This window comes from Oceaniglobus roseus (assembly GCF_002869745.1).
Classification (GTDB): Bacteria; Pseudomonadota; Alphaproteobacteria; order Rhodobacterales; family Rhodobacteraceae; genus Oceaniglobus; species Oceaniglobus roseus.
This window is the reverse complement of the sequence record NZ_PNOS01000003.1, coordinates 63886-84266: the sequence shown is the minus strand read 5'-3', so window position 1 is coordinate 84266 and position 20381 is coordinate 63886. Positions and strand designations below refer to the sequence as shown.

General features: G+C 69.8%; 24 protein-coding genes. 14 read left to right on the top strand and 10 right to left on the bottom strand.

What is annotated here, in order from left to right:
• Positions 1 to 201 precede the first annotated feature (201 nt).
• Entirely contained in the window at positions 202 to 603 is a 402-nt protein-coding gene (locus A7B20_RS02910; RefSeq protein ID WP_102107051.1) for a DUF983 domain-containing protein, read from the top strand.
• A 27-nt stretch (positions 604 to 630) separates the two neighbouring features.
• Positions 631 to 1314 carry an NUDIX hydrolase gene (locus A7B20_RS02905; RefSeq protein WP_102107050.1) on the top strand — a complete coding sequence of 228 codons (684 nt, stop codon included), beginning with the start codon at positions 631 to 633 and terminating at the stop codon, positions 1312 to 1314.
• On the opposite strand, the gene A7B20_RS02900 is transcribed toward A7B20_RS02905, so the two are convergent.
• Both A7B20_RS02900 and A7B20_RS02895 read right to left on the bottom strand, forming a co-directional pair.
• Positions 1309 to 2211, bottom strand: coding sequence for a DMT family transporter (locus tag A7B20_RS02900; RefSeq protein ID WP_102107049.1), 903 nt, complete (start codon positions 2209 to 2211; stop codon positions 1309 to 1311). The genes A7B20_RS02905 and A7B20_RS02900 overlap by 6 nt on opposite strands.
• Before the next feature lie 32 nt (positions 2212 to 2243).
• Positions 2244 to 3182, bottom strand: coding sequence for a fatty acid desaturase (locus A7B20_RS02895; RefSeq protein WP_245866497.1), 939 nt, complete (start codon positions 3180 to 3182; stop codon positions 2244 to 2246).
• A gap of 121 nt (positions 3183 to 3303) precedes the next feature.
• Between A7B20_RS02895 and A7B20_RS02890 the strand changes: the two genes are divergently transcribed.
• Complete coding sequence (locus tag A7B20_RS02890) at positions 3304 to 4161, top strand: helix-turn-helix domain-containing protein (protein ID WP_102107047.1); 858 nt, start codon at positions 3304 to 3306, stop codon at positions 4159 to 4161.
• Positions 4162 to 4246: 85 nt separating this feature from the next.
• Here the strand turns inward: A7B20_RS02890 and A7B20_RS02885 are convergent, their stop codons facing one another.
• The 4 genes from A7B20_RS02885 to A7B20_RS02870 are packed head-to-tail and all read right to left on the bottom strand — an operon-like array spanning position 4247 to position 6701.
• Positions 4247 to 4741, bottom strand: a complete 495-nt coding sequence (locus A7B20_RS02885; RefSeq protein ID WP_102107046.1) for a DUF6505 family protein — start codon at positions 4739 to 4741, stop codon at positions 4247 to 4249.
• Entirely contained in the window at positions 4738 to 5442 is a 705-nt protein-coding gene (locus A7B20_RS02880) for a biotin/lipoate--protein ligase family protein (protein WP_102107045.1), read from the bottom strand. The genes A7B20_RS02885 and A7B20_RS02880 overlap by 4 nt, the downstream gene beginning before the upstream one ends.
• Positions 5439 to 6506 (bottom strand): Mrp/NBP35 family ATP-binding protein, encoded by a 1068-nt coding sequence (locus tag A7B20_RS02875; RefSeq protein ID WP_102107044.1) that lies wholly within the window; start codon positions 6504 to 6506, stop codon positions 5439 to 5441. The genes A7B20_RS02880 and A7B20_RS02875 overlap by 4 nt, the downstream gene beginning before the upstream one ends.
• Positions 6507 to 6701, bottom strand: a complete 195-nt coding sequence (locus tag A7B20_RS02870; RefSeq protein ID WP_102107043.1) for a DUF6494 family protein — start codon at positions 6699 to 6701, stop codon at positions 6507 to 6509.
• 93 nt (positions 6702 to 6794) lie between these two features.
• Here A7B20_RS02870 and A7B20_RS02865 point away from each other — a divergent pair, with 93 nt between their 5' ends.
• On the top strand, positions 6795 to 7523 hold the full coding sequence (locus tag A7B20_RS02865) for a hypothetical protein (protein WP_245866495.1): 729 nt from the start codon (positions 6795 to 6797) through the stop codon (positions 7521 to 7523).
• 4 nt (positions 7524 to 7527) lie between these two features.
• Here A7B20_RS02865 and A7B20_RS02860 read toward each other — a convergent pair whose 3' ends face one another.
• A complete protein-coding gene (locus A7B20_RS02860) occupies positions 7528 to 9483 on the bottom strand; it encodes a 4Fe-4S binding protein (RefSeq protein ID WP_102107042.1) in 1956 nt (651 codons plus the stop codon).
• Between the two features lie 304 nt (positions 9484 to 9787).
• On the opposite strand from A7B20_RS02860, the gene A7B20_RS02855 reads away from it, so the two are divergent.
• The 6 genes from A7B20_RS02855 (at position 9788) to fdh3B (ending at position 15539) form a co-directional block, all read left to right on the top strand.
• Positions 9788 to 10348: a DUF3305 domain-containing protein gene (locus A7B20_RS02855; protein ID WP_245866493.1), complete on the top strand. Its 561-nt coding sequence runs from the start codon at positions 9788 to 9790 to the stop codon at positions 10346 to 10348.
• Positions 10345 to 10968, top strand: coding sequence for a DUF3306 domain-containing protein (locus A7B20_RS02850; RefSeq protein WP_102107041.1), 624 nt, complete (start codon positions 10345 to 10347; stop codon positions 10966 to 10968). The genes A7B20_RS02855 and A7B20_RS02850 overlap by 4 nt, the downstream gene beginning before the upstream one ends.
• Complete coding sequence (locus A7B20_RS02845; protein ID WP_102107040.1) at positions 10965 to 11570, top strand: TorD/DmsD family molecular chaperone; 606 nt, start codon at positions 10965 to 10967, stop codon at positions 11568 to 11570. Before A7B20_RS02850 ends, A7B20_RS02845 begins: the two co-directional genes overlap by 4 nt.
• Positions 11571 to 11653: 83 nt before the next feature.
• On the top strand, positions 11654 to 11848 hold the full coding sequence (locus tag A7B20_RS02840) for a twin-arginine translocation signal domain-containing protein (RefSeq protein WP_102107039.1): 195 nt from the start codon (positions 11654 to 11656) through the stop codon (positions 11846 to 11848).
• Between the two features lie 99 nt (positions 11849 to 11947).
• Positions 11948 to 14932, top strand: a complete 2985-nt coding sequence (locus tag A7B20_RS02835) for a formate dehydrogenase subunit alpha (protein ID WP_102107038.1) — start codon at positions 11948 to 11950, stop codon at positions 14930 to 14932.
• 13 nt (positions 14933 to 14945) lie between these two features.
• Positions 14946 to 15539 carry a formate dehydrogenase FDH3 subunit beta gene (fdh3B, locus tag A7B20_RS02830; protein ID WP_102107037.1) on the top strand — a complete coding sequence of 198 codons (594 nt, stop codon included), beginning with the start codon at positions 14946 to 14948 and terminating at the stop codon, positions 15537 to 15539.
• Positions 15540 to 15614: 75 nt separating this feature from the next.
• Here the strand turns inward: fdh3B and A7B20_RS02825 are convergent, their stop codons facing one another.
• Positions 15615 to 16208, bottom strand: a complete 594-nt coding sequence (locus A7B20_RS02825; RefSeq protein ID WP_102107036.1) for a hypothetical protein — start codon at positions 16206 to 16208, stop codon at positions 15615 to 15617.
• Between the two features lie 229 nt (positions 16209 to 16437).
• On the opposite strand from A7B20_RS02825, the gene A7B20_RS02820 reads away from it, so the two are divergent.
• The 4 genes from A7B20_RS02820 to A7B20_RS21690 all read left to right on the top strand — a co-directional run bounded on the left by A7B20_RS02820 (position 16438) and on the right by A7B20_RS21690 (position 18630).
• The gene (locus tag A7B20_RS02820) at positions 16438 to 16707 is read left to right on the top strand and encodes a glycine zipper 2TM domain-containing protein (RefSeq protein ID WP_102107035.1); all 270 of its coding nucleotides are present in this window, start codon (positions 16438 to 16440) and stop codon (positions 16705 to 16707) included.
• 88 nt (positions 16708 to 16795) lie between these two features.
• A complete protein-coding gene (locus A7B20_RS02815; RefSeq protein ID WP_102107034.1) occupies positions 16796 to 17062 on the top strand; it encodes a glycine zipper 2TM domain-containing protein in 267 nt (88 codons plus the stop codon).
• A 184-nt stretch (positions 17063 to 17246) separates the two neighbouring features.
• Entirely contained in the window at positions 17247 to 18497 is a 1251-nt protein-coding gene (locus tag A7B20_RS02810; protein WP_102107033.1) for a formate dehydrogenase subunit gamma, read from the top strand.
• A 1-nt stretch (position 18498) separates the two neighbouring features.
• A complete protein-coding gene (locus A7B20_RS21690; RefSeq protein ID WP_281260086.1) occupies positions 18499 to 18630 on the top strand; it encodes a hypothetical protein in 132 nt (43 codons plus the stop codon).
• A gap of 53 nt (positions 18631 to 18683) precedes the next feature.
• Here A7B20_RS21690 and A7B20_RS02805 read toward each other — a convergent pair whose 3' ends face one another.
• Positions 18684 to 19187 carry a gluconokinase gene (locus A7B20_RS02805; RefSeq protein ID WP_216641158.1) on the bottom strand — a complete coding sequence of 168 codons (504 nt, stop codon included), beginning with the start codon at positions 19185 to 19187 and terminating at the stop codon, positions 18684 to 18686.
• A gap of 51 nt (positions 19188 to 19238) precedes the next feature.
• Complete coding sequence (locus A7B20_RS02800; RefSeq protein ID WP_102107032.1) at positions 19239 to 20258, bottom strand: LacI family DNA-binding transcriptional regulator; 1020 nt, start codon at positions 20256 to 20258, stop codon at positions 19239 to 19241.
• Between the last annotated feature and the right edge of the window lie 123 nt (positions 20259 to 20381).

Below are 20381 nucleotides of genomic sequence, written 5' to 3'. Positions count from 1 at the left end.
AGGTCTGGACCGGCGCCGTTCGCCCGTCCGATGCCCTTCCAACGGGCGCCGGCCCGGCTTCCGTCGCCGTGCCGCGCGAAAAATCCGCGCCGCCGTCGGCGGGACTTCGCGACAACCGGACGCAACGACAGGCGGGGGGTTTCGCTTCTATGGTGGAATGCATACTTCTCCAGCGCTGCTGCAAACCGAAAGCCCCCCCCGATGTATGACGACACCCACAGCCCGCTTGCCGAGTCCGCCGCCCCCGCGGAAGAACGCCCCCTGCGTCCGGCGATCCTGCGCGGCTGGCGGCGGCGCTGTCCGCACTGCGGCGTGGGGCCGATCCTGAAGGGATACCTGACGCTGCGCGACCGCTGCCCGGTCTGTTCCGAGGACCTGAGCCATGCCCGCGCCGACGACGGCCCGGCCTACCTGACGATCCTCCTGGTCGGACACATCATGGCGCCGCTGCTGCTGATCGTGTTCGAGACGTTCCGCCCCGAGCCGATGATCCTCGCCACCCTCTTTTCGGTGGGCTGCGTCGCGCTTTCGCTCTATCTTCTGCCAAGGCTCAAGGGCCTGATCGTGGGGCTGCAATGGGCGCGCCACATGCACGGGTTCTGACACCCGAAGGGCAAGGGGATCGCAGCCATGGACAAGTCGGCCGTTCGCAATGCCGCGACCGTCATTCTGGTGCGCGATCCCGAGACGGCGCCGAAGGTGCTGATGGGCCAGCGCGGCGCGAGTGCCGCCTTCATGCCGAACAAGTTCGTCTTCCCGGGCGGCGCGGTCGATCCCTCGGACGCGGGCATCCCGATGGCCCGCGCGATGCACGGCCTCTGCAAGGCGCGGCTGGCCGAGGCGTCGGGCCGGCTCGAGCCGCTGACGCTGGTCGCCACCGCCATCCGCGAGCTCTGGGAGGAGACGGGGCTGATCCTCGGCCGTCCGCACCGCTGGCCCGGCACGCCGCCCGCCCCCTGGGAAAGCTTCGCCGCCACCGGCCACCTGCCCTCGCCCGCCGGTCTGCGCTTCGTCTTCCGCGCGCTGACGCCGCCGGGCCGTCCGCGGCGGTTCGACGCGCGCTTCCTGCTGGCCGATGCCGCGCGGATCGCGGGCGATCCGGACGATTTCAGCAAGGCGACGGACGAGCTGTCGCATCTCCAGTGGATCCCGCTGGCCGAGGCGCGGAACTTCGACCTGCCCTTCATCACCGAGGTGGTGCTGGCCGAGGTCGCGGCGCGCCTGCCCGCCCTCGACGCCCCCGCCTCGGTGCCGTTCTTCCGCAACGACGACGAGGAGAGCCTGTTCCTCCGTCTCGGCGGCGCCGCGCTATAGGGCGAGGATCAGCACCAGGATCGACAGCGTCAGGAGCCCCATGCCCAGCCCCTCGCGCAGGCTGATCCTTTCGCGGAACACCAGCACCGAGGCGGAGAGCGAGAACAGCAGCTCGACCTGCCCGAGCGCGTTGACATAGGCCGCGTTCTCCAGCGTGAAGGCGGTGAACCAGCAGAACGAGCCGACCATCGAGGTCAGCCCGACCAGCCCCGCCACCCGCCAGGCCCGCACCACCCGCGTGATCTGCCCCTTCTCGCGCCAGGCCAGCGCCGCCGCCATGGCCAGCGTCTGCGTCGCGGTGACGAGCGTGAGGGTGAAGCCCGCGCGCAGGATCACGTCGCCGCTGTCGAGCGCCAGCGAGGCGCCGCGATAGCCGACCGCCGAGAAGGCGAAGCAGATGCCCGAGAGCAGCCCCAGCCCCGCCGCCCGGTTCCAGAGCCGCCGCCGCCAGGGCCCCGTCCCCCCCGGCGGATCGGACAGCAGAAGCACGCCGAGGAAGCCGATGCCGATGGCCAGCGCGCCCCTGAACGACACGCCCTCGCCCAGCACCACGGTCGAGACCAGCGCGGTCTGCACCACCTCGGTCTTCTTGAAGGTGATGCCGACGGCGAAGTTGCGGGTCGAGAAGATCGCCACCACGCACATCGTCGCGAGGATCTGCGCCGCCCCGCCCACCAGCGCGAACAGCCAGAACCGCCCGTTCGTGCCCGGCAGCGGCTGGTCCGTCGCCGTGGCGTAGGACAGGATCAGGACCGCGACCAGCGGGGCCGAGAACAGGAACCGCGCGAAGGTGGCCCCGGCCGTGGACAGCGCCATGGCCTTCAGCTGCTTCTGCGCCATGAACCGCAGGGTCTGGGCGAAGGCGGCGGCGACGGTGATGGGAATCCAGGCGTCCATCCCCGCCTTCTGCCACGCCGCCGACGCCGCCGCTAGGGCCGCAGCGCCTCGCCCTGGCCGGTGGCCCGCGCCGCGCCCTGGTCCATGGCCCGGGCCGCGCGCAGCGGATGGGCCACGGGATCCTTGCGCCGCAGCAGGTGGCGCGCGAATACCTCGCCGTAGGAGCGGTAGACGTAGTTGTCGTTCACCGCGCGGAACCGCGCCTGCTGCGCGCGGTAGAGTTCGGGCAGCCGATACCACGGCACCCGGGGGTGCATGTGGTGGACGACGTGCAGGTTGTTGTTCAGGAACAGGAAGGCCAGCGGCCCGCGGTCCTCGACGATGGCGGTGCGGCCGCGGGCGCGGTCGTGGGCCTGGTGTTCGAGGAAGGTGCGGATCTTCAGCACCCCCGCCGCAAGATAGGCCGCGGCGAGATAGGCCCAGAGCGGCACCGTCCCCCACAGCGCGACCGCCAGAAGGATGCCCGCAACGCCCAGCCCGTGCCAGAGCCACTCGCGCAGGATGCCCCGCTCTCCCGCCCGGATCGCGCGAAGATCGCCCGCCATGAAGGCCGCCTGCCCGATCACCGGCCCAAGCAGGATCCGCCCCGCGAGCGTGTTGTTGACCAGAAGCAGCCGCTTCGTCCAGACGGGCAGCCCGGCCCAGACGGCGGGATCGAGGTAATTGCTCTCGGGGTCGTCATAGGGGTCGGTCAGGTCGGCGTCGCGGTGATGGGCGAGGTGCGTGTCGCGGAACCGGCCATAGGGCACCAGCAGCCCGATCGGCAGCGACATCAGCGCACCGTTCCATCGGGGCTGCGCGAAGGGATGGCCGTGGATCGTCTCGTGGCTCAGCGAGGCATGGAGCACCATGGCGAGCGCGAGCAGCGGGACGGCGAGGAGCGGCGGCAGGTGGCCGGGCCAGAAGGCGGTGGCGAACCACAGGACGTAGCAGAAGACGGCAAGCAGCAGGGTGGGCCATTCGATGCGCAAGGAGACCTCCGACGGGCGCGAAACAAGGGGAAACGATGGCGCCGACGCTATGTCACATGACATGGCGTGAGAAGACGGAAGGTTATTAGCAAAATCCAACAAATGTGATAAGAGTCACACCATGCTGGGAATGACCGACAAGCGGTTGCGCGCCGCACAGTTCCGCACACGCCTTGCCGCGGCGATGGCGCAGCGCAAGCTCAGCCAGACCGCGCTGGCCCGCCAGACCGGCGTAGACCGCTCGACCATCTCGCAACTGCTGACGGCCACCGACTCCCGCCTGCCCGGCGCGCAGCTGGTTGCCGAGTGCGCCGCGGCCCTCGGCGTCTCGGCCGACTGGCTGCTGTCGCTGGCCGAACATCCCGAACCCGCCGCCGACCTCCTTGCCGCCTCGATGTCCCTGACCGAGGCGCCCCGCGCCTCGGTGGACGAGCACATCTTCGCCTGGCACCAGGAGGCCGCGGGCTACAAGATCCGCCACGTTCCCGCAAACCTGCCCGACATACTGAAGACCGAGGAGGTCATGGCCTGGGAGGCGGAGCCGCATCTCGGGCGCACGACGGAGCAGGCCATCGGATCGAGCCGCGACCGGCTGGCCTGGATGCGCCGCTCGTCCTCGGATTACGAGATCGCGATGCCGGTGCAGGAGCTCGAAAGCTTCGCCCGCGCCGAAGGCTACTATCACGGTCTGCCGCGGGACCTCCGGATCGCCCAGCTCGACCATTTCGCCAGGCTGCACGAACAGCTCTATCCGCGGCTGCGGGTGTTCCACTTCGACATCCGGCGCGTCTTCTCGGCCCCGATCACCGTCTTCGGCCCGCTGCTCGCGGTGCTCTACCTTGGCCAGCACTACCTCGCCTATCGCGACAAGGATCGCGTCGGCGTCTTCTCGCGCCACTTCGACGACCTCGTGCGGGACGCCGTCCTCAGCGACCGCGCCTTTCCCGATAAGCTCGCCGAACTGCGCGGGGAGATCTGAGACGCCGACGCGGCACCGAAGCGCCGCGCCCTGTCACCTTCCTGCCTGAAATACCCGAACGGCCGCGCCGCGCCGGGGAAAGGGCTCAGTGCCCGTGGCCGTCCTCGTCCAGCGATCCGTGGATGGCGAACTGCTCCAGCCCAGCCGCCTCGGCCTCGATCACGCGGAAACTCTCGTGCACGCCGCTCTCGGTCAGCTCGCGCGCCACGGTCAGGAGGGTGTTCGGCGCGTGGCCGTCGCACAGCTCGGCCATGTGGGCCAGCTCCTCCAGCGCCACGCCCCGCGCCACCTCGACCGAGGGCGCGCCGTAGACGTCGACGAAGTGCCGTGCCAGCATGTCGGCGAGCGCCTCGTGCTCGGCCGCCTCCACCCGGGTGACGGCGACGAAGCTGACCCGCCCGAAGGTCTCGCAGCCCAGCCAGCCGTTCGAGAACGCCTGCCGCGCCTTGCCGGTCAGGTCGGCCTCGGTCCAGTTGGAGAACTCGAACCCGCCCGAGATGCACCATTCCCCGGTGCGCGCGGGGTTGTGGAACACGCGGGTGTCGGACTCGTCGAAATGGATCGCGCGGGCAAGGTTCACGGGGCGTCCTCCAGAAGGTCGGTCAGGGGCAGAAGGCGGGTGGTCTCACCCTGTTTCAGCAGCAGGCCGAAGTCCTCGTCTACCCCGGTGAAGCGGCCGGTCCGCCCCAGCACGGCGATGTCCCCGCCCAGCCCATGGGCGAACCCGGTCCATTCCCGGTGCAGCGGCGCGTTGCCCTCCGCCTCCCAGGTGTTCAGCCAGACGAGGCTGTGGCGCGCCCAGGCTTCCAGCAGAGTCACGGGGTCGATGTCGCCGCATCCCTCGGCGGCGAGCGCGGTGCGCTCGGGCGTCTCGCCGCCCTCGTCGCTCTCGGGCCAGAGGTCGAGCGTGAGGCCGATGGCCAGCCAGTCCACCTCGGCCAGCGGATCGCGGTGCGGGGCGATCACGCGCAGCGCGCCGCAGATGCCGCCGTTCAGCCGCACCGCCCCCTCCCAGCCGAGGTGCACCGCCACCTCGGGCGGCGCCAGCACGCCGAGCGCGTTCTGGATCCCGATCCCGCAGACCGGCAGTGCGACCATCGCCTTGCCAAGCGGCACCTCGGGGGCCAGCACCAGCGCCGCACGCAGCCGGTCGGGCGCGAGGGCATGGGCGATCAGCCCCGCCTCGCAGCCTTCGGCGGCGGCCCGGCAGGCGAGCGCCAGCGGATCCCCCGCCCCCGCGTCCACGCCGGAGAAGAGCGGCGGGAAGACGGGTGCGCTCATGCCTGGCCCTTGGCGACCAGCGCCTTCGCGACGGAGCGGAACGCAGCCGCCTGCGGGCTGTTCGGCTTGGCCACCACGATGGGCGCGCCGCCGTCGGCCGCCACGCGGATGTCGAGGTGCAGCGGGATCTCCGCCAGCAGCGGCACGCCGAGCTTCGCCGCCTCCGCCGCGACGCCGCCATGGCCGAAGACGTGCTCCTCGTGGCCGCAGTTGGAACAGATGTGGGTGCTCATGTTCTCGATCATGCCGAGGATCGGCGTCTTCAGCTGGTTGAACATGTCGATCCCCTTGCGCGCATCCAGCAGCGCCACGTCCTGCGGCGTCGAGACGACGATCGCCCCCGTCACCTCGGCCTTCTGTGCCAGCGTCATCTGCACGTCGCCGGTGCCCGGCGGCAGGTCCACGATCAGCACGTCGAGCGCGCCCCACTGCACCTGCGTCAGCATCTGCTGGAGCGCGCCCATCAGCATCGGCCCGCGCCAGACCACCGCCTGCCCCTCGTTGGTCATCAGGCCGATGGACATCATGGTGACGCCGTGGTTCCTGAGCGGCAGGATGGTCTTGCCGTCGGGGCTGGCCGGGCGGCCCGAGACGCCCAGCATCCGCGGCTGGCTGGGACCATACACATCGGCATCGAGAAGCCCGACGCGCCGCCCCTCCGCCGCGAGAGCGCAGGCAAGGTTCGCGGCCACTGTGGACTTGCCGACGCCGCCCTTGCCCGACGCGATGGCGAGGATGCGGTCGACGCCCGGCACCTTCTGCGGCCCCTGCGGTTCGGCCCGCCGCTGCGGCTTCAGGTCGGGGGGCGCGGCGGGGATGGCATGGGCGGTCATCACCACCGACACCTTGTCGACCCCGTGAAGCGCGCCGATCCTCGTCTCGGCCTCGGTCTTGACCGGCCCGTATGCTTCGGCGTGCTTCGGGCTGATCTCCAGCACGAAGCGCACGGTGCCGCCGTCGACGGTAAGCGCCTTCACCACGCCTGCGCCCACGAGGTCGGACCCGGAGACCGGATCCGCGATGGTCTTCAGGACGCCAAGGACGTCCTCGCGCGACAGGGCCATTCAGGACTGGCCCTGGATCGTGCCGGTGACGGTGTGCTCGAGGTCGAGCCCGTCGACCGTCAGCACCACCTTGGCCGAGTAATTCTTGCCCGCGGTGTCGCCCTTCTGGCGCATCGCCTCCTCGATGGCCTGCTGCGAGGTCACGCCGACCTGCTTCAGGAACTTCCGCATCGACATGTTGAAATCGTCGCTCATCCGTCTCTCCCTTCTGCTGTGCGCTTGACGGGCGCGGTGCCGTGTCGCAGGCTCGAAAGCCTCAGCGATCCCGTGCCCCGGAGGGCCGATCCCGTGTTGAAACCGCTGCTGCCCGTCATGCTTCTGCTCAGCCCGTCGCTGGCTTTGGCGGCGGACAATAGGCTGGCCCTCTCCGCTCCGCAAGCGCTGGCCGACAGCGGATTCCTGCAATACCTGCTGCCCCGCTTCGCGCTGAAGCACGGAGTGCGCGTGGAGCAGACCGACGCGGCACCCGAGGCGGTGCTGGGCGGCGAGGGCGTGCCGGTCTTCACCGGGCTCGGCCAGACCTGGCGGCTGGAGATCGGCGAGGCGGCGGAGGCGGAGCAGTTCCGCGACTGGCTGCTCTCGGAGATCGGGCAGAACACCGTGGCCTCCTTCGAGAAGGACGGCGAGACGCCCTTCTCGCCACCGGTCGCCGAGCCGGAACAGGCCGAGGCGGTCACGTTCGACGGCGATCCGGTGGCGGGCGCGAAGCTGGCCGAGGCGCAGTGCGGCCGCTGCCACGTGGTGAGCGAGAAGAACCGGATGAACGGCATCAGCGCCACGCCCTCCTTCGCGGTACTGCGCGCCCTGCCGGAGTGGGAGAACCGCTTCGCCACCTTCTACGTCCTGAACCCGCACCCGAGCTTCACCCAGATCGTCGATGTCACCCCGCCCTTCCACGACCAGCGGCCGCCGGGCATCGTGCCACTGGAGATGACGCTCGACGATGTGGAGGCGATCGCGGCCTATGCGGCCACCCTCGCCCCCGCCGACCTCGGCGCGCCGATCGAGGCGCAGTAGCCCCTCAGTGGTCGCGCCGCTTGCTGGGCCCGTCGCTGTCGGCGGTACGCACGCGCGGCCGCTCGCCCATGGCGAAGGGGTTGTCCTGGCTGTGGTACTGCGCCTTCACCCGGCAGTCGTCGCACATCTGGATCATCCGCGCGGCGTTGGGGTTGGCGAACATCGAATGCTTGCCCGCCAGCTTCTCGGTGATCCGCTCGATGGTCGATTTCACCCCGAAGAGGCTGCCGCATTCGATGCAGGCGAAGGGCTCCTCCTCGTTCAGGATCACCTGGCTGAAGGCGTCCGGCGCCAGGTTCAGCTGCGGCTTCAGCGTGATCGCGTCCTCCGGGCAGATGTTGGCGCAGAGGCCGCATTGCAGGCAGGCATCCTCCTGGAACCGCAGTTGCGGCAGGTCCGGGTTGTCGCCGAGCGCGCCGGAAGGGCAGAGCGAGACGCAGGAGAGGCACAGCGTGCAGGCGTCGGTGTCGACCAGCACCGCGCCATAGGGCGCGTGCTCGGGCAGCGGCAGCACCGCCTCGCCGTGGATCGCCTTGGCGGCAAGCCGCGCGATCTGGCGGCGCGAGCCCATGGGCAGCACCGGCTCGGTCAGCGGGGCGGGAACCTCCGCCCCATAAAGGCGGTCGGACAGCGCATCGGGATCGGCGAGGTCCAGCAGCGCGACGCGGCCCTGCCCCGCCACCGCCCCGGCCAGCAGCGCCTCGCGCTCGGGCGTGTCGCGCTCGGTCCGGGGGGCCAGCAGGATGTCGACCGAGACGAAACCGCAGGCGAGCGCCGCCAGCATCTCGGCATGGCCGAAGCCCGCAAGTGCCGTCACCTCCAGCGGGATCACGTCGGCGGGCAGGCCGCGGCCGTGGCGGGCGGCAAGGCCGATCATCTCGGCCCCGAAGGGTGCGTCGTGGACCAGCAGCCGCGGCGCGGCGCCGCCCGCGGCGAGGTAGGTCGAGGCGAGGGTCGAAAGGCGGCGGAACACCGTCTCCACCGGCGGCGCGTCCAGCGCGATGGCCCCCGAGGGGCAGAGCGCCGAACAGGCGCCGCAGCCCGCGCAGATCATCGGATCGACGCTCACATGGTCGCCGGCGGGCGAGATCGCGCCGGTCGGGCAGATGTCGAGGCAGTTGCTGCAGGCGGGCTGGCCCGCGCGCGAATGGGCGCAGAGCGAGGGTTCGAGGCGGACATGGAGCGGCTTCTCGAAGGTGCCGACAAGGTGCGAGGCCTCCAGCACCGCCTTCGCCACCGCGCCCTGGCTGCCGGGATCGGCGCGCAGGTAGCCCTCGCGCTTCTCGTGGGCGGGGAACAGCGGCGGGTTGCCCGAGAGGTCGAGGATGATGTCGCAGCGCGACTTGGCCCCGTCCCTCGGATCCTCCAGCGTCGGCGCGCCGCGCCCGCCGGGGATCACCGGGCGGAAGGCGTCGATCCTGACCTCGAAACCGCCGAGCGCGCCCTGCGCCCGGGACAGCCGCCCGACGGCGGTGTCGAAGCCGGGAGAGACGGGCAGATCGCCCGGTTCGGACAGCAGCAGCGTCACGGCCAGGTGGTCGGCCAGGTCGCGCGCCGCCTGCTCGGCCACGGCACCGGCGCCGAGCACCAGGCAGGTGCCTTCCGAGACCACATCCATGGTCCGCGCCAGCGGCACCCGCAACTGCGCCTCGGCCGCCAGCGCCGCCTGTTTCGGACCCGCCGCCGCGGCCTCGTCCGACCAGCCAGCGCGGTCGCGCAGGTCGACCAAGGCGGGCTCGTCCACGCCCAGTTCGGCGGCCAGTTCGCGGAAGCGCGGCGCCTCCTGCCGGCAGGCGATCATCACCTCGCCCTCGGCCATCGCCTTCGCCGCCGCCCCGACCTGCGCCGTGCAGAGCGCGGCGTAGAGCGGCGAGCACGTGACGCCCGCCTGTCCGTTCAGCGCCTGCTGGTCGACCTTCTGGGTGCCGAGGCAGGAGCAGATCATCAGTGTCTTGGTCATGGCGCGCCCTCCCGAGGTGCAGCGGGCCGCGTCCAAGCGGGGCGGGCCCGGCCCGCAGGTAGCCGGGAATCGCGTCCGGGGTAAACCGGAAACCGGTCGGGACCGATCTTGGCAGGCTCGGGGCGGACCGGGGCGCCCCGGATACAGGGCGGCGGAATCCGGTGGACGCTCATGGGATTAGGCCGATACAACCCGCCACGCCGCGGCGCGCGCACGAAGTGTTGCGCGGCATCCGCGGCAATATGCGCTTGGTCGGGCTGGATTTTTCCTGCAATATGCGCGCCGTAGCCTGGGAGGAGCCGCCTTGTTCGTCTATCCGGATGCCGAAACCGTGCCGGTCGGGATCGTCGTCAAGCGCACGCCCGGCGTCACCCGCTGGGCGAAGTGGGCGTGGCGGGCGACCGACGTCCTGCCGGGGGCCGGACCCGCCGACTGGAAGGTGCTGCGTCAGGAGGGCGAGACGACGCTGTTCCACGCCGCGACCCTGCCGCTGACCCTCTACGTCTCGGATACCGAGGCCTATGCGCACGAGCTGGCGGCGCGCGAACCGTCGATCTACGTCATCCTGCGGCAGGAGGGCTCGGGCCCCTGTCCGCTCGAGGCGCATCTCGTCACCGCCTCGCCCTATGTCGCGCAGGACTATTCCGATTCCGGCGAGGAGCTGGTGGAGAAGGTGGCGATGCCCGGCCCGATGCACGCCTGGATTTCCGCCTTCGTCGAGAAGCACCACCGCGAGGAGGCCTTCGTCAAGCGCCGCCGCGACCGGCTGCGCACCGACCGGACCGAGGACGGCGTGGGCGATCCGCGGATTTCCCAGACGACCGACGTCTACCGCGCCCCGGCCCGCGGCAAGGCCGCCTCATGAGCCGCCCGCTGTCCTTCTGGGACCGCCGCCGCGCCGCGGTCGAGGCCGAGGAGAAGGCCCTTGCCGAGGCGCGGCAGGCGGAAAGGGCCGAGAAGGCCGCGCCCCCCGGCCCCGCGGAACCCGAAACGCGCAGCGACGAGGAGATCCTCGCCGCCCTCGACCTGCCCGATCCCGACACGCTGAAGATGGGCGACGACTTCAGCCGCTTCCTCGGCAAGGCGGTGCCGCTGCACATCCGCAACCGCGCGCTCCGGCGGCTCTGGCGGTCGAATCCCGTGCTCGCCTGTCTCGACGGGCTGAACGACTACGACGGCGACTACCTGACCGGCTCCACCGGCAACGGGCCGATCCGGACCGCCTACCAGGTCGGCAAGGGGATGCTGGGCCACCTTCAGGAGGTCGAGCGCCGCGCCGCCGCGGCGGAGGCGGACGCGGTCACGCCGGAACCGGACGCTGCGGACCCTGTGCAGGATTTCCCGGAAGATGCGGAAATCGTGCAAGCCGACGGGAAGGAATGCAGTGGAGAAACTGTTGCATTTCAAACGGATGGCGGCGATTATGAAATCCCCGCTCCGGCGCCGCGCCGGATGCGCTTCACGTTCGGGTCCGAGGATACATGACCGCCGCACTGCACCATGACGTCGCGCCCGAGGACCGCCTTCGCGCGGATCTCTACAATTATCTCGGGCTGATGCTCTCGGCGCCGCCGGACCAGATGCTGCTCGACCAGACGGCCGCGCTTTCGGGCGACGACAGCGACCTCGGCCGCGCGATCACCTCGCTGGCGAGGGTCGCGAAGGTGACGAAGCCCGCGAAGGCCCGCAGCGAGTTCAACGCGCTGTTCATCGGCCTCGGCCGGGGCGAGCTGCTGCCCTATGCCAGCTACTACCTGACCGGCTTCCTGAACGAGAAGCCGCTGGCCCGGCTGCGCGGCGACATGGCCGCGCTCGGGATCGTCAGGGCGAAGAACGTGTTCGAGCCCGAGGACAACATCGCCTCGCTGATGGAGATGATGGGCGGCATGATCGTCGGCCGCTTCGGCCCGCCCGCCGGCCTCGACCGGCAGAAGACATTCTTCGCGACCCACGTCGCCCCCTGGGCCGCGCATTTCTTCAGCGATCTCGAGGGCGCGAAGACCTCGGTCCTCTACGCCTCGCTCGGCACCGCCGGGCGGGCGTTCATGGAGATCGAGCGCGAGGCATTCCGGCTGACCGCGGCCTGAGCGGCCGCCTTGAAGACCGCGGCCCGGGGGCCGCACAGAAAGACCGGGCCGGGACGGGCCCGAAACCGAAGAGGGAGAGAGAGATGAAGAACGGCAAGGACGGCGCCCAGAGCCGCCGCGACTTCCTTAAGCTGGCCGGCACCGCCGCCCCCGCAGCCCTGGCCGCCGCGGCCTCGGGCGGCGCGGCGAACGCCGAGGCGGCGCCGGTGGATCCCGGCTCCCAGACGATGCAGGACACCGAACACACCCGCGCCTACTTCGACAGCGCGCGGTTCTGAGGATCGAAACCGGCCGAAGCGGCGTATGACCCGCCGGCCCAAAAGCAAGACTGCAAGGGTCCAATCGGGACGGCCCGGCGCAGACAGGGGAGAGATGCCATGCTGAGGAAAAAGACAAACGGGGTGGCGAGGCGTGCGCAACGCACCGGCCTTCTGGGCGAGGTGGCGAACGCCACGCTCGACCGGCGGACGTTCCTGCGGGGCTCGGGCCTGGCCATCGGCGGGCTCGCCGCGATCTCGGCCACCGGCGGCTCGGTCGTCCAGGCCACCGCGCAGGAAGCGGTCGCGGGCAAGGTCGAGACGATCAAGTCGGTCTGCACCCACTGCTCGGTCGGCTGCACCGTGCTGGCCGAGGTTCAGAACGGCGTCTGGATCGGCCAGGAACCGGCCTTCGACAGCCCCTTCAACCTGGGGGCCCACTGCGCCAAGGGCGCCGCGGTGCGCGAGCATGCCCACGGCGAGCGCCGCCTGAAGTACCCGATGAAGAAGGTCGCGGGCGAATGGCAGAAGATCAGCTGGGAGCAGGCCATCGACGAGATCGGCGACAAGATGCTCGCCATCCGTGACAGCGCCGGTCCCGACTCGGTCTACTGGCTGGGCTCGGCCAAGCACAACAACGAACAGGCCTACCTGTTCAGGAAGTTCGCCGCCTACTGGGGCACCAACAACGTCGACCACCAGGCGCGGATCTGCCACTCGACCACCGTGGCGGGCGTGGCGAACACATGGGGCTACGGCGCCATGACCAACAGCTACAACGACATCCACAACTCCAAGGCCATCTTCATCATCGGCGGCAACCCGGCCGAGGCGCACCCCGTCTCGCTGCTGCACGTCCTGAAGGCCAAGGAAGAGAACAACGCGCCGCTGATCGTCTGCGACCCGCGCTTCACCCGCACCGCCGCCCATGCGGACGAGTACGTCCGCTTCCGGCCCGGATCGGACGTGGCGCTGGTCTGGGGCATCCTCTGGCACATCTTCGAGAACGGCTGGGAGGACAAGGAGTTCATCCGCACCCGCGTCTGGGGGATGGACCAGATCCGCGAGGAAGTCGCGAAGTGGACCCCGGACGAGGTCGAGCGTGTGACCGGCGCGCCCGAGTCGCAGCTGAAGCGGGTGGCGATGACGCTGGCCAACAACCGTCCCGGCACCGTGATCTGGTGCATGGGCGGCACCCAGCACACCAACGGCAACAACAACACCCGCGCCTACTGCATCCTGCAGCTTGCCCTCGGCAACATGGGCACCGCGGGCGGCGGCACCAACATCTTCCGCGGCCACGACAACGTGCAGGGTGCGACCGACCTCGGCGTGCTCGCCGACACGCTGCCGGGCTACTACGGCCTGACGCCGGGATCCTGGGCTCACTGGGCGCGGGTCTGGGAAGAGGACCTGGACTGGCTCAAGGCCCGCTTCGCGGTGATGCCGGGCGCCGGGGCCGAGGGCAAGGACCGCATGATGATGGAAGAGACGGGCATCCCCGTCTCGCGCTGGATCGACGGCGTTCTCGAGGACAAGGCGAACATCACCCAGCCCGACAACGTGAAGGCCATGGTCCTCTGGGGCCACGCGCCGAACTCCAACACCCGTCAGAAAGAGATGAAGACGGCGATGGAGAAGCTGGACCTGATGGTGGTGGTCGACCCCTACCCCACCGTTTCAGCGGTGCTGCAGGACCGGCAGGACAACACCTATCTCCTGCCCGCCTCGACCCAGTTCGAGACGCGGGGATCGGTGACCGCCTCCAACCGGTCGCTCCAGTGGCGCGACCAGGTCGTGGCGCCGCTGTTCGAAAGCCTGCCCGATCACGTCATCCTTGCGAAGTTCGCGAAGAAGTTCGGCTTCGCCGACCGCATCTTCAAGAACATCGCCATGGACGGCGAGGACGAGCCGAACATCGAGGACCTGACCCGCGAGTTCAACCGCGGCATGTGGACCGTCGGCTATACCGGCCAGTCGCCGGAGCGGCTGAAGATGCACATGGCGAACCAGCACACCTTCGACCGCACGAGCCTGCGCGCCACGGGCGGCCCGGCCGACGGCGACTTCTACGGCATGCCCTGGCCCTGCTGGGGCACGGCCGAGATGAACCACCCCGGCTCGGCCAACCTCTATGACACCTCGCTTCCGGTGGCGCAGGGCGGCATGGGCTTCCGCGCCCGCTACGGGGTCGAGCGCAACGGCGAGAACCTGCTGGCCGAAGGCTCCTACCCGGTCGGCTCGGAAATCCAGGACGGCTATCCCGAGTTCACGATGCAGATGCTGGTGGACCTCGGCTGGGACAAGGACCTGACGCCGTACGAGCGCGGCATGATCGAGTGGGTGGCGGGCTTCCGCGACACCCGCCCCGATGCCGAGGAAGTGGGCGAGACCTCGCAGACCGGCGACATCCCGTCGGACTACAACGAGAAGGTCGGCGGCGTGAACTGGAAGACCGACCTTTCGGGCGGCATCCAGCGGGTCGCGATCAAGCACGGCTGCGCGCCCTACGGCAACGCCAAGGCCCGCGCCGTGGTCTGGACCTTCCCCGACCCCGTGCCGATCCACCGCGAACCTCTCTACACCAACCGGCGCGACCTGGTGGCCGACTACCCGACCTACGAGGACAAGACCTTCTGGCGGGTGCCCACCATGTACGAGTCGATCCAGAAGAACGACTTCTCGAACGACTACCCGATCATCCTGACCTCGGGCCGGCTGGTCGAATACGAGGGCGGCGGCGACGAGACCCGGTCGAACCCCTGGCTGGCCGAGCTGCAGCAGGACATGTTCGTCGAGGTCAACCCGCGCGACGCCAACGACCTTGGCGTGCGTGACGGGGCGATGGTCTGGGTCGAGGGTCCGGAAGGCGGCAAGGTCCACGTCAAGGCCCTGGTGACCGAGCGCGTGGCGCCCGGCGTCGCCTTCATGCCCTTCCACTTCGGCGGCGTTCTCGAAGGTGTCGACCTCAGGGACAAGTACCCGGAGGGCGCGGATCCGATCGTGCTGGGGGAATCGACCAACACCGCTCAGACCTATGGCTATGACAGCGTGACGCAGATGCAGGAGACGAAGGCCACTCTCTGCAAGATCAGCGCGGCTTGAGGAGGAATAAGAAATGGCAAGAGCGAAGTTTCTCTGCGACGCCGAACGCTGCATCGAGTGCAACGCCTGCGTCACCGCGTGCAAGAACGAGCATGAGGTGCCCTGGGGCATCAACCGTCGCCGGGTCGTCACGCTGAACGACGGGCAACCGGGCGAACGGTCGATCTCGGTCGCCTGCATGCACTGCTCGGACGCGCCCTGCATGGCGGTCTGCCCGGTCGACTGCTTCTACCAGAACGAGGACGGCGTGGTCCTGCACTCGAAGGACCTGTGCATCGGCTGCGGCTACTGCTTCTACGCCTGCCCCTTCGGCGCGCCGCAGTACCCGCAGGCGGGCAACTTCGGCAGCCGCGGCAAGATGGACAAGTGCACCTTCTGCGCCGGCGGCCCGGAAGAGAACAACTCGACCGTCGAGTTCCAGAAGTACGGCCGCAACCGGATCGCCGAGGGCAAGCTGCCGATCTGCGCCGAGATGTGTTCCACCAAGGCGCTGCTCGCCGGGGACGGCAACGTGGTCTCGGGCATCTACCGCGAGCGTGTGGTTGCCCGCGGCTTCGGCTCGGGCGCCTGGGGCTGGGGCACCGCCTACGACCAGAAGGGCGGCTGAGCCTTCGGCCGACCCTCCGGCACAGCTGTGACACCGAACGCCCCGGCCCGCGCCGGGGCGTTCCGATTCCGGCGCTCAGTACCGGGCGACGTTCGCCATCGCCTTGTCCAGCCCGATCGGCGGACGCTGCCAGCAGGTGATCTTCGTCGCCGCCCTCGCCGGGACGCTGCCGAAATAGTCGCGCCAGGCGTTTCCGCCGGCCAGCAGGTCGCGGAACATCTGCGCCACCTCGTCGAAGGACCACTCGGGCCTGTAGCCCTTGCCGCCCGTCCGCGGCGCCACGGTCCCCTCGCCCTTGCAGTATTCATTGAGCGTGTACATGTTCTCGTAGGCCATCAGCACCGCATAGGCCTGGCCATGGGGCGCGGCGTGGCGGTAGAGCGGCAGGATGGCGATGTGGTGCACCGCCCGCCGGTCGGCCGCCGTCTCGTCGTTCGAGACCATCACGTGCCAGACCGCCGTCTCGGAATTGGCGCCGGGAAAGCCGAGGGCCCGGCGGATGGCGAGTTCCATGCCGGTCCCGGCCCTGATCTCGACCCCGCCCTTGTTGTCCGCCTCGTGGCCGTAGACGGCGAGACCGATCCGCGGCGGCACAAGGTTGCAGGCCGCGCTGTCGAGCAGCGTCTTCTTCTTCAGCAAGGCGGACATCAATTCCTGGCCGGTCGTCATGGCGGTGTCTCCCTCGGGCAAGGCGGACCAAGGGGCGGGCCCGCCCCGACAGGGTGACGTGACGGCAGCCGTCTCGCAAGGTCTTTCGGCGAATGACCGGCACGCCGCTCAACCCGAAGCCGAGTGGCCGTTTCGGCAGAGGATCGCCGACCCCGCGCGCGCCCTGAAGATTGCGGGGAACATCCAGCCATTTGCGGCGTTTGCAGACAATTCTTACCCGGAGGCAAGCATGAAGTCCTTTCTCTATATCGTTCCGATGGTCGCGGCCCTCGCCGGCTGTCAGGCCACCCAGACGGATCAGACGGTTGGCGGTGCGGCCGCCGGTGCCGCGATCGGCGCCGCCGTTGCCGGTGACGGCGACCGGGTGGAAGGCGCCCTGATCGGCGGCACCCTCGGCGCGGCAGCCGGGGCCTATCTCGGCCGGGCGCAGAACCGCCCGGGCCAGTGCATCTACCAGTACCCGAACGGCCAGCGCTACTACGACACCTGCCCGTCCTGACCCATCGACCCGATCCTCCGCGCCCTGGCGAGACCGGGGCGCGGTGGATCAGGTCTTTCGAACCGCGTACCGAATCCCTGGAGTTACCATGAAGAAACTGATCCTTGCCCTCCCGCTCGCCTTCACCCTGGCGGCCTGCAACACCCAGACCCAGTCCACCGTCGGCGGCGCTGCCGCGGGTGCCGCCATCGGCGCCGCGGTGTCGAGCGACGAAGACCGCACCAAGGGTGCGCTGATCGGCGGCGCGCTTGGCGCGGCGGCCGGCAACTACCTTGGCCGCGCCCAGAACCGTCCGGGCCAGTGCATCTACCAGTACCCGAACGGCCAGCGCTATTACGACACCTGCCCGTCGTAAGCGTCCCCCGACACCGTGTTCCGCAGCAGGCGTCCGGATCCCCGGGCGCCTGTTGCCGTTTGCGGGCCCCGCACCCGGGCCGGGTTGCGACATCGAAGGCCAAGCGGCTGATCTCGCAGGCCCTTTGCAGCGGCCGCGGGCTGGTCTAAAGTCGCCCGCAACCTTGCGGGAGGAGAGACCGGGAATGTTGAGACTGCGCCACCTCGTTCAGGTGCTTGCCCTGATCTGCTGCGCCACCGTGGTGCAGGCCCAGAGTGTGCGGCCCCCCGGCGCCGACACCGCCGTGTCGACCGACAACAACACCCCCGTCCAAGCCCCGCGCGAGGCCGGCGATGCCACCCCGACCCTCGCCGACATCCTGGCGCGGCAGGCCGGTCTGGACGTCAGCGACGACGCGAGGAAGGCGCTCGACGGCAGCGAGGCGCCGCCGCCGGGGGTCGAGGCGCTCGGCACCCGCGGCCCGGCCTCGGACGCCGACCTCTGGCGCGGCCTGCGCTTCGACACCGCCGACATCTCGACCCAGGCGAAGGGCCCCGCCGCTTCGGTCCTCGTGCAGGACGGCGGCATGTGGTGGCTGAACTTCCGCCAGGGCCCGCTCCAGGAATATGGCCTCTACCTGCTCGGCGGCACTTTGGTGCTGCTGGCGCTGTTCTTCCTGATCCGCGGCCGCATCCGCATCGAGGGCCCGAAGACGGGGCGCAAGCTGGAGCGGTTCAAGGCGGTCGAGCGGTTCAGCCACTGGCTGCTGGCGAGTTCGTTCATCCTGCTCGGCCTCACCGGGCTCTACTCCCTCTTCGGGCGCAAGGTGCTGATCCCGGCCTTCGGGCACGAGGCCTTCGCCTCGTCCGCCACGGTGGCCAAGTGGATCCACGACAACGTTTCGTGGGCCTTCATGGTGGCGCTGGTGCTGATCTTCGTGATGTGGGTGTTCGAGAACCTGCCCCACAAGACCGATATCAAGTGGCTCCTGAAGGGCGGCGGCATCTTCGGCAAGGGCCACCCGCCCGCGTGGAAGTTCAACGCCGGGCAGAAGCTGATCTTCTGGTCCGTGGTCGTCTTCGGCGCCTCGATCTCGGTCTCGGGCCTGTCGATGCTGTTCCCGTTCCAGTTCCACCTGTTCTCGCCCACCTTCGCGATGCTGAACGACTGGGGCGTGCCCGGCTGGTTCGACCTCGCCCCCTTTCCCGTCGACCTGACGCCGCAGGAAGAGATGCAGTATGCGCAGCTCTGGCACGCGATCGTGGCGCTGGTGCTGACGGCGATCATCTTCGCCCACATCTACATCGGCACCATCGGCATGGAAGGCGCGTTCGAGGCGATGGGCAGCGGCGAGGTGGAAGAGGAATGGGCGAAGGAGCACCACAGCCTCTGGGCCGAGGAAGTGATCGGGAAGCGCGACGCGCCGCCCGCGGGCGCGCAGGCGAAGGGGGTCTGAGATGAAGTCCTTCCTTCTCGCCCTCGTCGCCATGGCCGTGATCGCCACCGGCGCCTACTACGGCCTGCACGAAGTCGGCTTCTCGGCCGCCGAGCGCACCACCGTGGGCAACAACGTCCGCCTGTCGGACTGAACCTTCGGGATCGACCCTGAACGCCTGAACCGCAGCGCCGCCCCGGCGGCGCCCTATCCCACCTGCGCCCGGATCCGCGTCGCCAGCTCGGCGACGATGGCGTCCGGCGTCTGGTCGATATTCACCGTGACCGACTCCTCGTCCGCCCCCGGCGGCTCGAGCGCCGCGAACTGGCTGTCGAGAAGCGAGGTCGGCATGAAATGTCCCTTGCGCGAGGACATCCGCGATTCGATCAGCGCGCGGCTACCGGCGAGGTGCAGGAACATCACCGGCCCCTTCACCGCCGTCCGGATCCGGTCGCGATAGGCCCGCTTCAGCGCCGAGCAGCCGACCAGCAGCGGCCCCTCCGCCGGCGCGGCCAGCGCGCCGCCGACAAGGTCGAGCCAGGGCCAGCGGTCATCGTCCGTCAGCGGCTCCCCCCGGGACATCTTGGCGATGTTGGACGCGGGGTGCAGGTCGTCGCCGTCGACGTAGCGTCCGCCAAGGGCCCGGGCCAGGCCGTCGCCGATCAGGCTCTTGCCCGACCCGGCCACGCCCATGATCACGAAACGGTTCATCCCTGCCCTCCTGCGTCTGTACGCGTCTTGTGGGTGCCGGTGGCGGGGAGGTCAAGCATCGGGCCGGATCGTGGCGCCCGGCACCAGTTGCGTCGGCACGACGGTCACGTCCTGCACCGGGCTGCCCTTCAGCCGTCCCACCAGCGCCTCGGCCGCCGCCTTGCCCAACCGCGCCGTCGGCACCTTCGTCGTCGTCAGCCGCTGCGGCAGCACCGACGCGGCCTCCATCCCGCCCCAGCCGGCGACGCCGATCCGCCCCGGCACGTCCAGCCCGCGCGCCCGAAGGAAGGCCAGCCCGCCGATCGCCATCTCGTCGTCGTGATAGTAGATCAGGTCCAGGTTGCCCTCCCGGCTCAGCAGCGTCTCGGTGCCGTAGAAGCCCGGATAGAAGCCGGAATCGTCCTCCAGCATCTCCGAGGCGATCAGGTTCAGCCCCGCCTCGGCCAGCCCGGCGCGGAACCCCTCCAGCCGCTGCCGCCCCATGGTCTCGCGCCCGCCGAGCGCGCCGACATAGCCGATCCGCCGGTGCCCCCGCGCCAGCACGCAGCGCGCCATCTCGAGTCCGTTGTCGAAGTGCGAGAACCCCACCGAAATGTCGAGCGGGCTGGTCGTCAGGTCCCAGATCTCGACCACCGGCACCCCCATGGAGCGCAGCATGTCGAGCGTGCCCGCCGTATGCCGCCGTCCCGCCAGGATCACCCCCGCGGGCCGCCACGAGGCGAGGCCCTTCAGCCAGGTCTCTTCCTCCTCGGGGATCTGGCCGTGGCTGCCGATCATCGTCTGGTAGCCGAGCCGCGCCAGCGTCGCGTTCAGCGATTCGAGCAGGGCGCCGAAGAGCGACGAGGTGAAGCGTGGCACGCAGACGCCGACCAGCGTCGAACTGCCCGCCGGACCGAAGGCCGCGGCCAGCCGGTTCGGGACATAGCCCAGCCTGTCGACTTCGCGCATGACCTTCGCGCGTGTCTCCTCGGAAAAGCCCGAGCCGCCGCGCAGCACCCGGCTGACGGTCATCTTCGACACGCCCGCCGCCCTCGCGATCTCCTCCAGTCCCGATCCGCCGCGTTTCGCCATCCGCTCTCTCTCCTGCCCGCGAGAGCTTATGCACATCCCGCGTTACCGGTAAATGTTGCTGCCCGCCTTTTCCCTTGACAGAATTGAGGGATCGGCGAAGGATCGCACGCGTTACCGGTAACT

What these genes read in the sequence shown, in the direction of transcription:
- A7B20_RS02910 (WP_102107051.1), top strand. Translation starts at nt 202, where the DNA reads ATGTATGACGACACCCACAGCCCGCTTGCCGAGTCCGCCGCCCCCGCG.
- A7B20_RS02905 (WP_102107050.1), top strand. Translation starts at nt 631, where the DNA reads ATGGACAAGTCGGCCGTTCGCAATGCCGCGACCGTCATTCTGGTGCGC.
- A7B20_RS02900 (WP_102107049.1), bottom strand. Translation starts at nt 2,211, where the DNA reads ATGGACGCCTGGATTCCCATCACCGTCGCCGCCGCCTTCGCCCAGACC.
- A7B20_RS02890 (WP_102107047.1), top strand. Translation starts at nt 3,304, where the DNA reads ATGCTGGGAATGACCGACAAGCGGTTGCGCGCCGCACAGTTCCGCACA.
- A7B20_RS02880 (WP_102107045.1), bottom strand. Translation starts at nt 5,442, where the DNA reads ATGAGCGCACCCGTCTTCCCGCCGCTCTTCTCCGGCGTGGACGCGGGG.
- A7B20_RS02875 (WP_102107044.1), bottom strand. Translation starts at nt 6,506, where the DNA reads ATGGCCCTGTCGCGCGAGGACGTCCTTGGCGTCCTGAAGACCATCGCG.
- A7B20_RS02870 (WP_102107043.1), bottom strand. Translation starts at nt 6,701, where the DNA reads ATGAGCGACGATTTCAACATGTCGATGCGGAAGTTCCTGAAGCAGGTC.
- A7B20_RS02860 (WP_102107042.1), bottom strand. Translation starts at nt 9,483, where the DNA reads ATGACCAAGACACTGATGATCTGCTCCTGCCTCGGCACCCAGAAGGTC.
- A7B20_RS02850 (WP_102107041.1), top strand. Translation starts at nt 10,345, where the DNA reads ATGAGCCGCCCGCTGTCCTTCTGGGACCGCCGCCGCGCCGCGGTCGAG.
- A7B20_RS02845 (WP_102107040.1), top strand. Translation starts at nt 10,965, where the DNA reads ATGACCGCCGCACTGCACCATGACGTCGCGCCCGAGGACCGCCTTCGC.
- A7B20_RS02840 (WP_102107039.1), top strand. Translation starts at nt 11,654, where the DNA reads ATGAAGAACGGCAAGGACGGCGCCCAGAGCCGCCGCGACTTCCTTAAG.
- A7B20_RS02835 (WP_102107038.1), top strand. Translation starts at nt 11,948, where the DNA reads ATGCTGAGGAAAAAGACAAACGGGGTGGCGAGGCGTGCGCAACGCACC.
- fdh3B (WP_102107037.1), top strand. Translation starts at nt 14,946, where the DNA reads ATGGCAAGAGCGAAGTTTCTCTGCGACGCCGAACGCTGCATCGAGTGC.
- A7B20_RS02825 (WP_102107036.1), bottom strand. Translation starts at nt 16,208, where the DNA reads ATGACGACCGGCCAGGAATTGATGTCCGCCTTGCTGAAGAAGAAGACG.
- A7B20_RS02820 (WP_102107035.1), top strand. Translation starts at nt 16,438, where the DNA reads ATGAAGTCCTTTCTCTATATCGTTCCGATGGTCGCGGCCCTCGCCGGC.
- A7B20_RS02815 (WP_102107034.1), top strand. Translation starts at nt 16,796, where the DNA reads ATGAAGAAACTGATCCTTGCCCTCCCGCTCGCCTTCACCCTGGCGGCC.
- A7B20_RS02810 (WP_102107033.1), top strand. Translation starts at nt 17,247, where the DNA reads ATGTTGAGACTGCGCCACCTCGTTCAGGTGCTTGCCCTGATCTGCTGC.
- A7B20_RS21690 (WP_281260086.1), top strand. Translation starts at nt 18,499, where the DNA reads ATGAAGTCCTTCCTTCTCGCCCTCGTCGCCATGGCCGTGATCGCCACC.
- A7B20_RS02805 (WP_216641158.1), bottom strand. Translation starts at nt 19,187, where the DNA reads ATGAACCGTTTCGTGATCATGGGCGTGGCCGGGTCGGGCAAGAGCCTG.
- A7B20_RS02800 (WP_102107032.1), bottom strand. Translation starts at nt 20,258, where the DNA reads ATGGCGAAACGCGGCGGATCGGGACTGGAGGAGATCGCGAGGGCGGCG.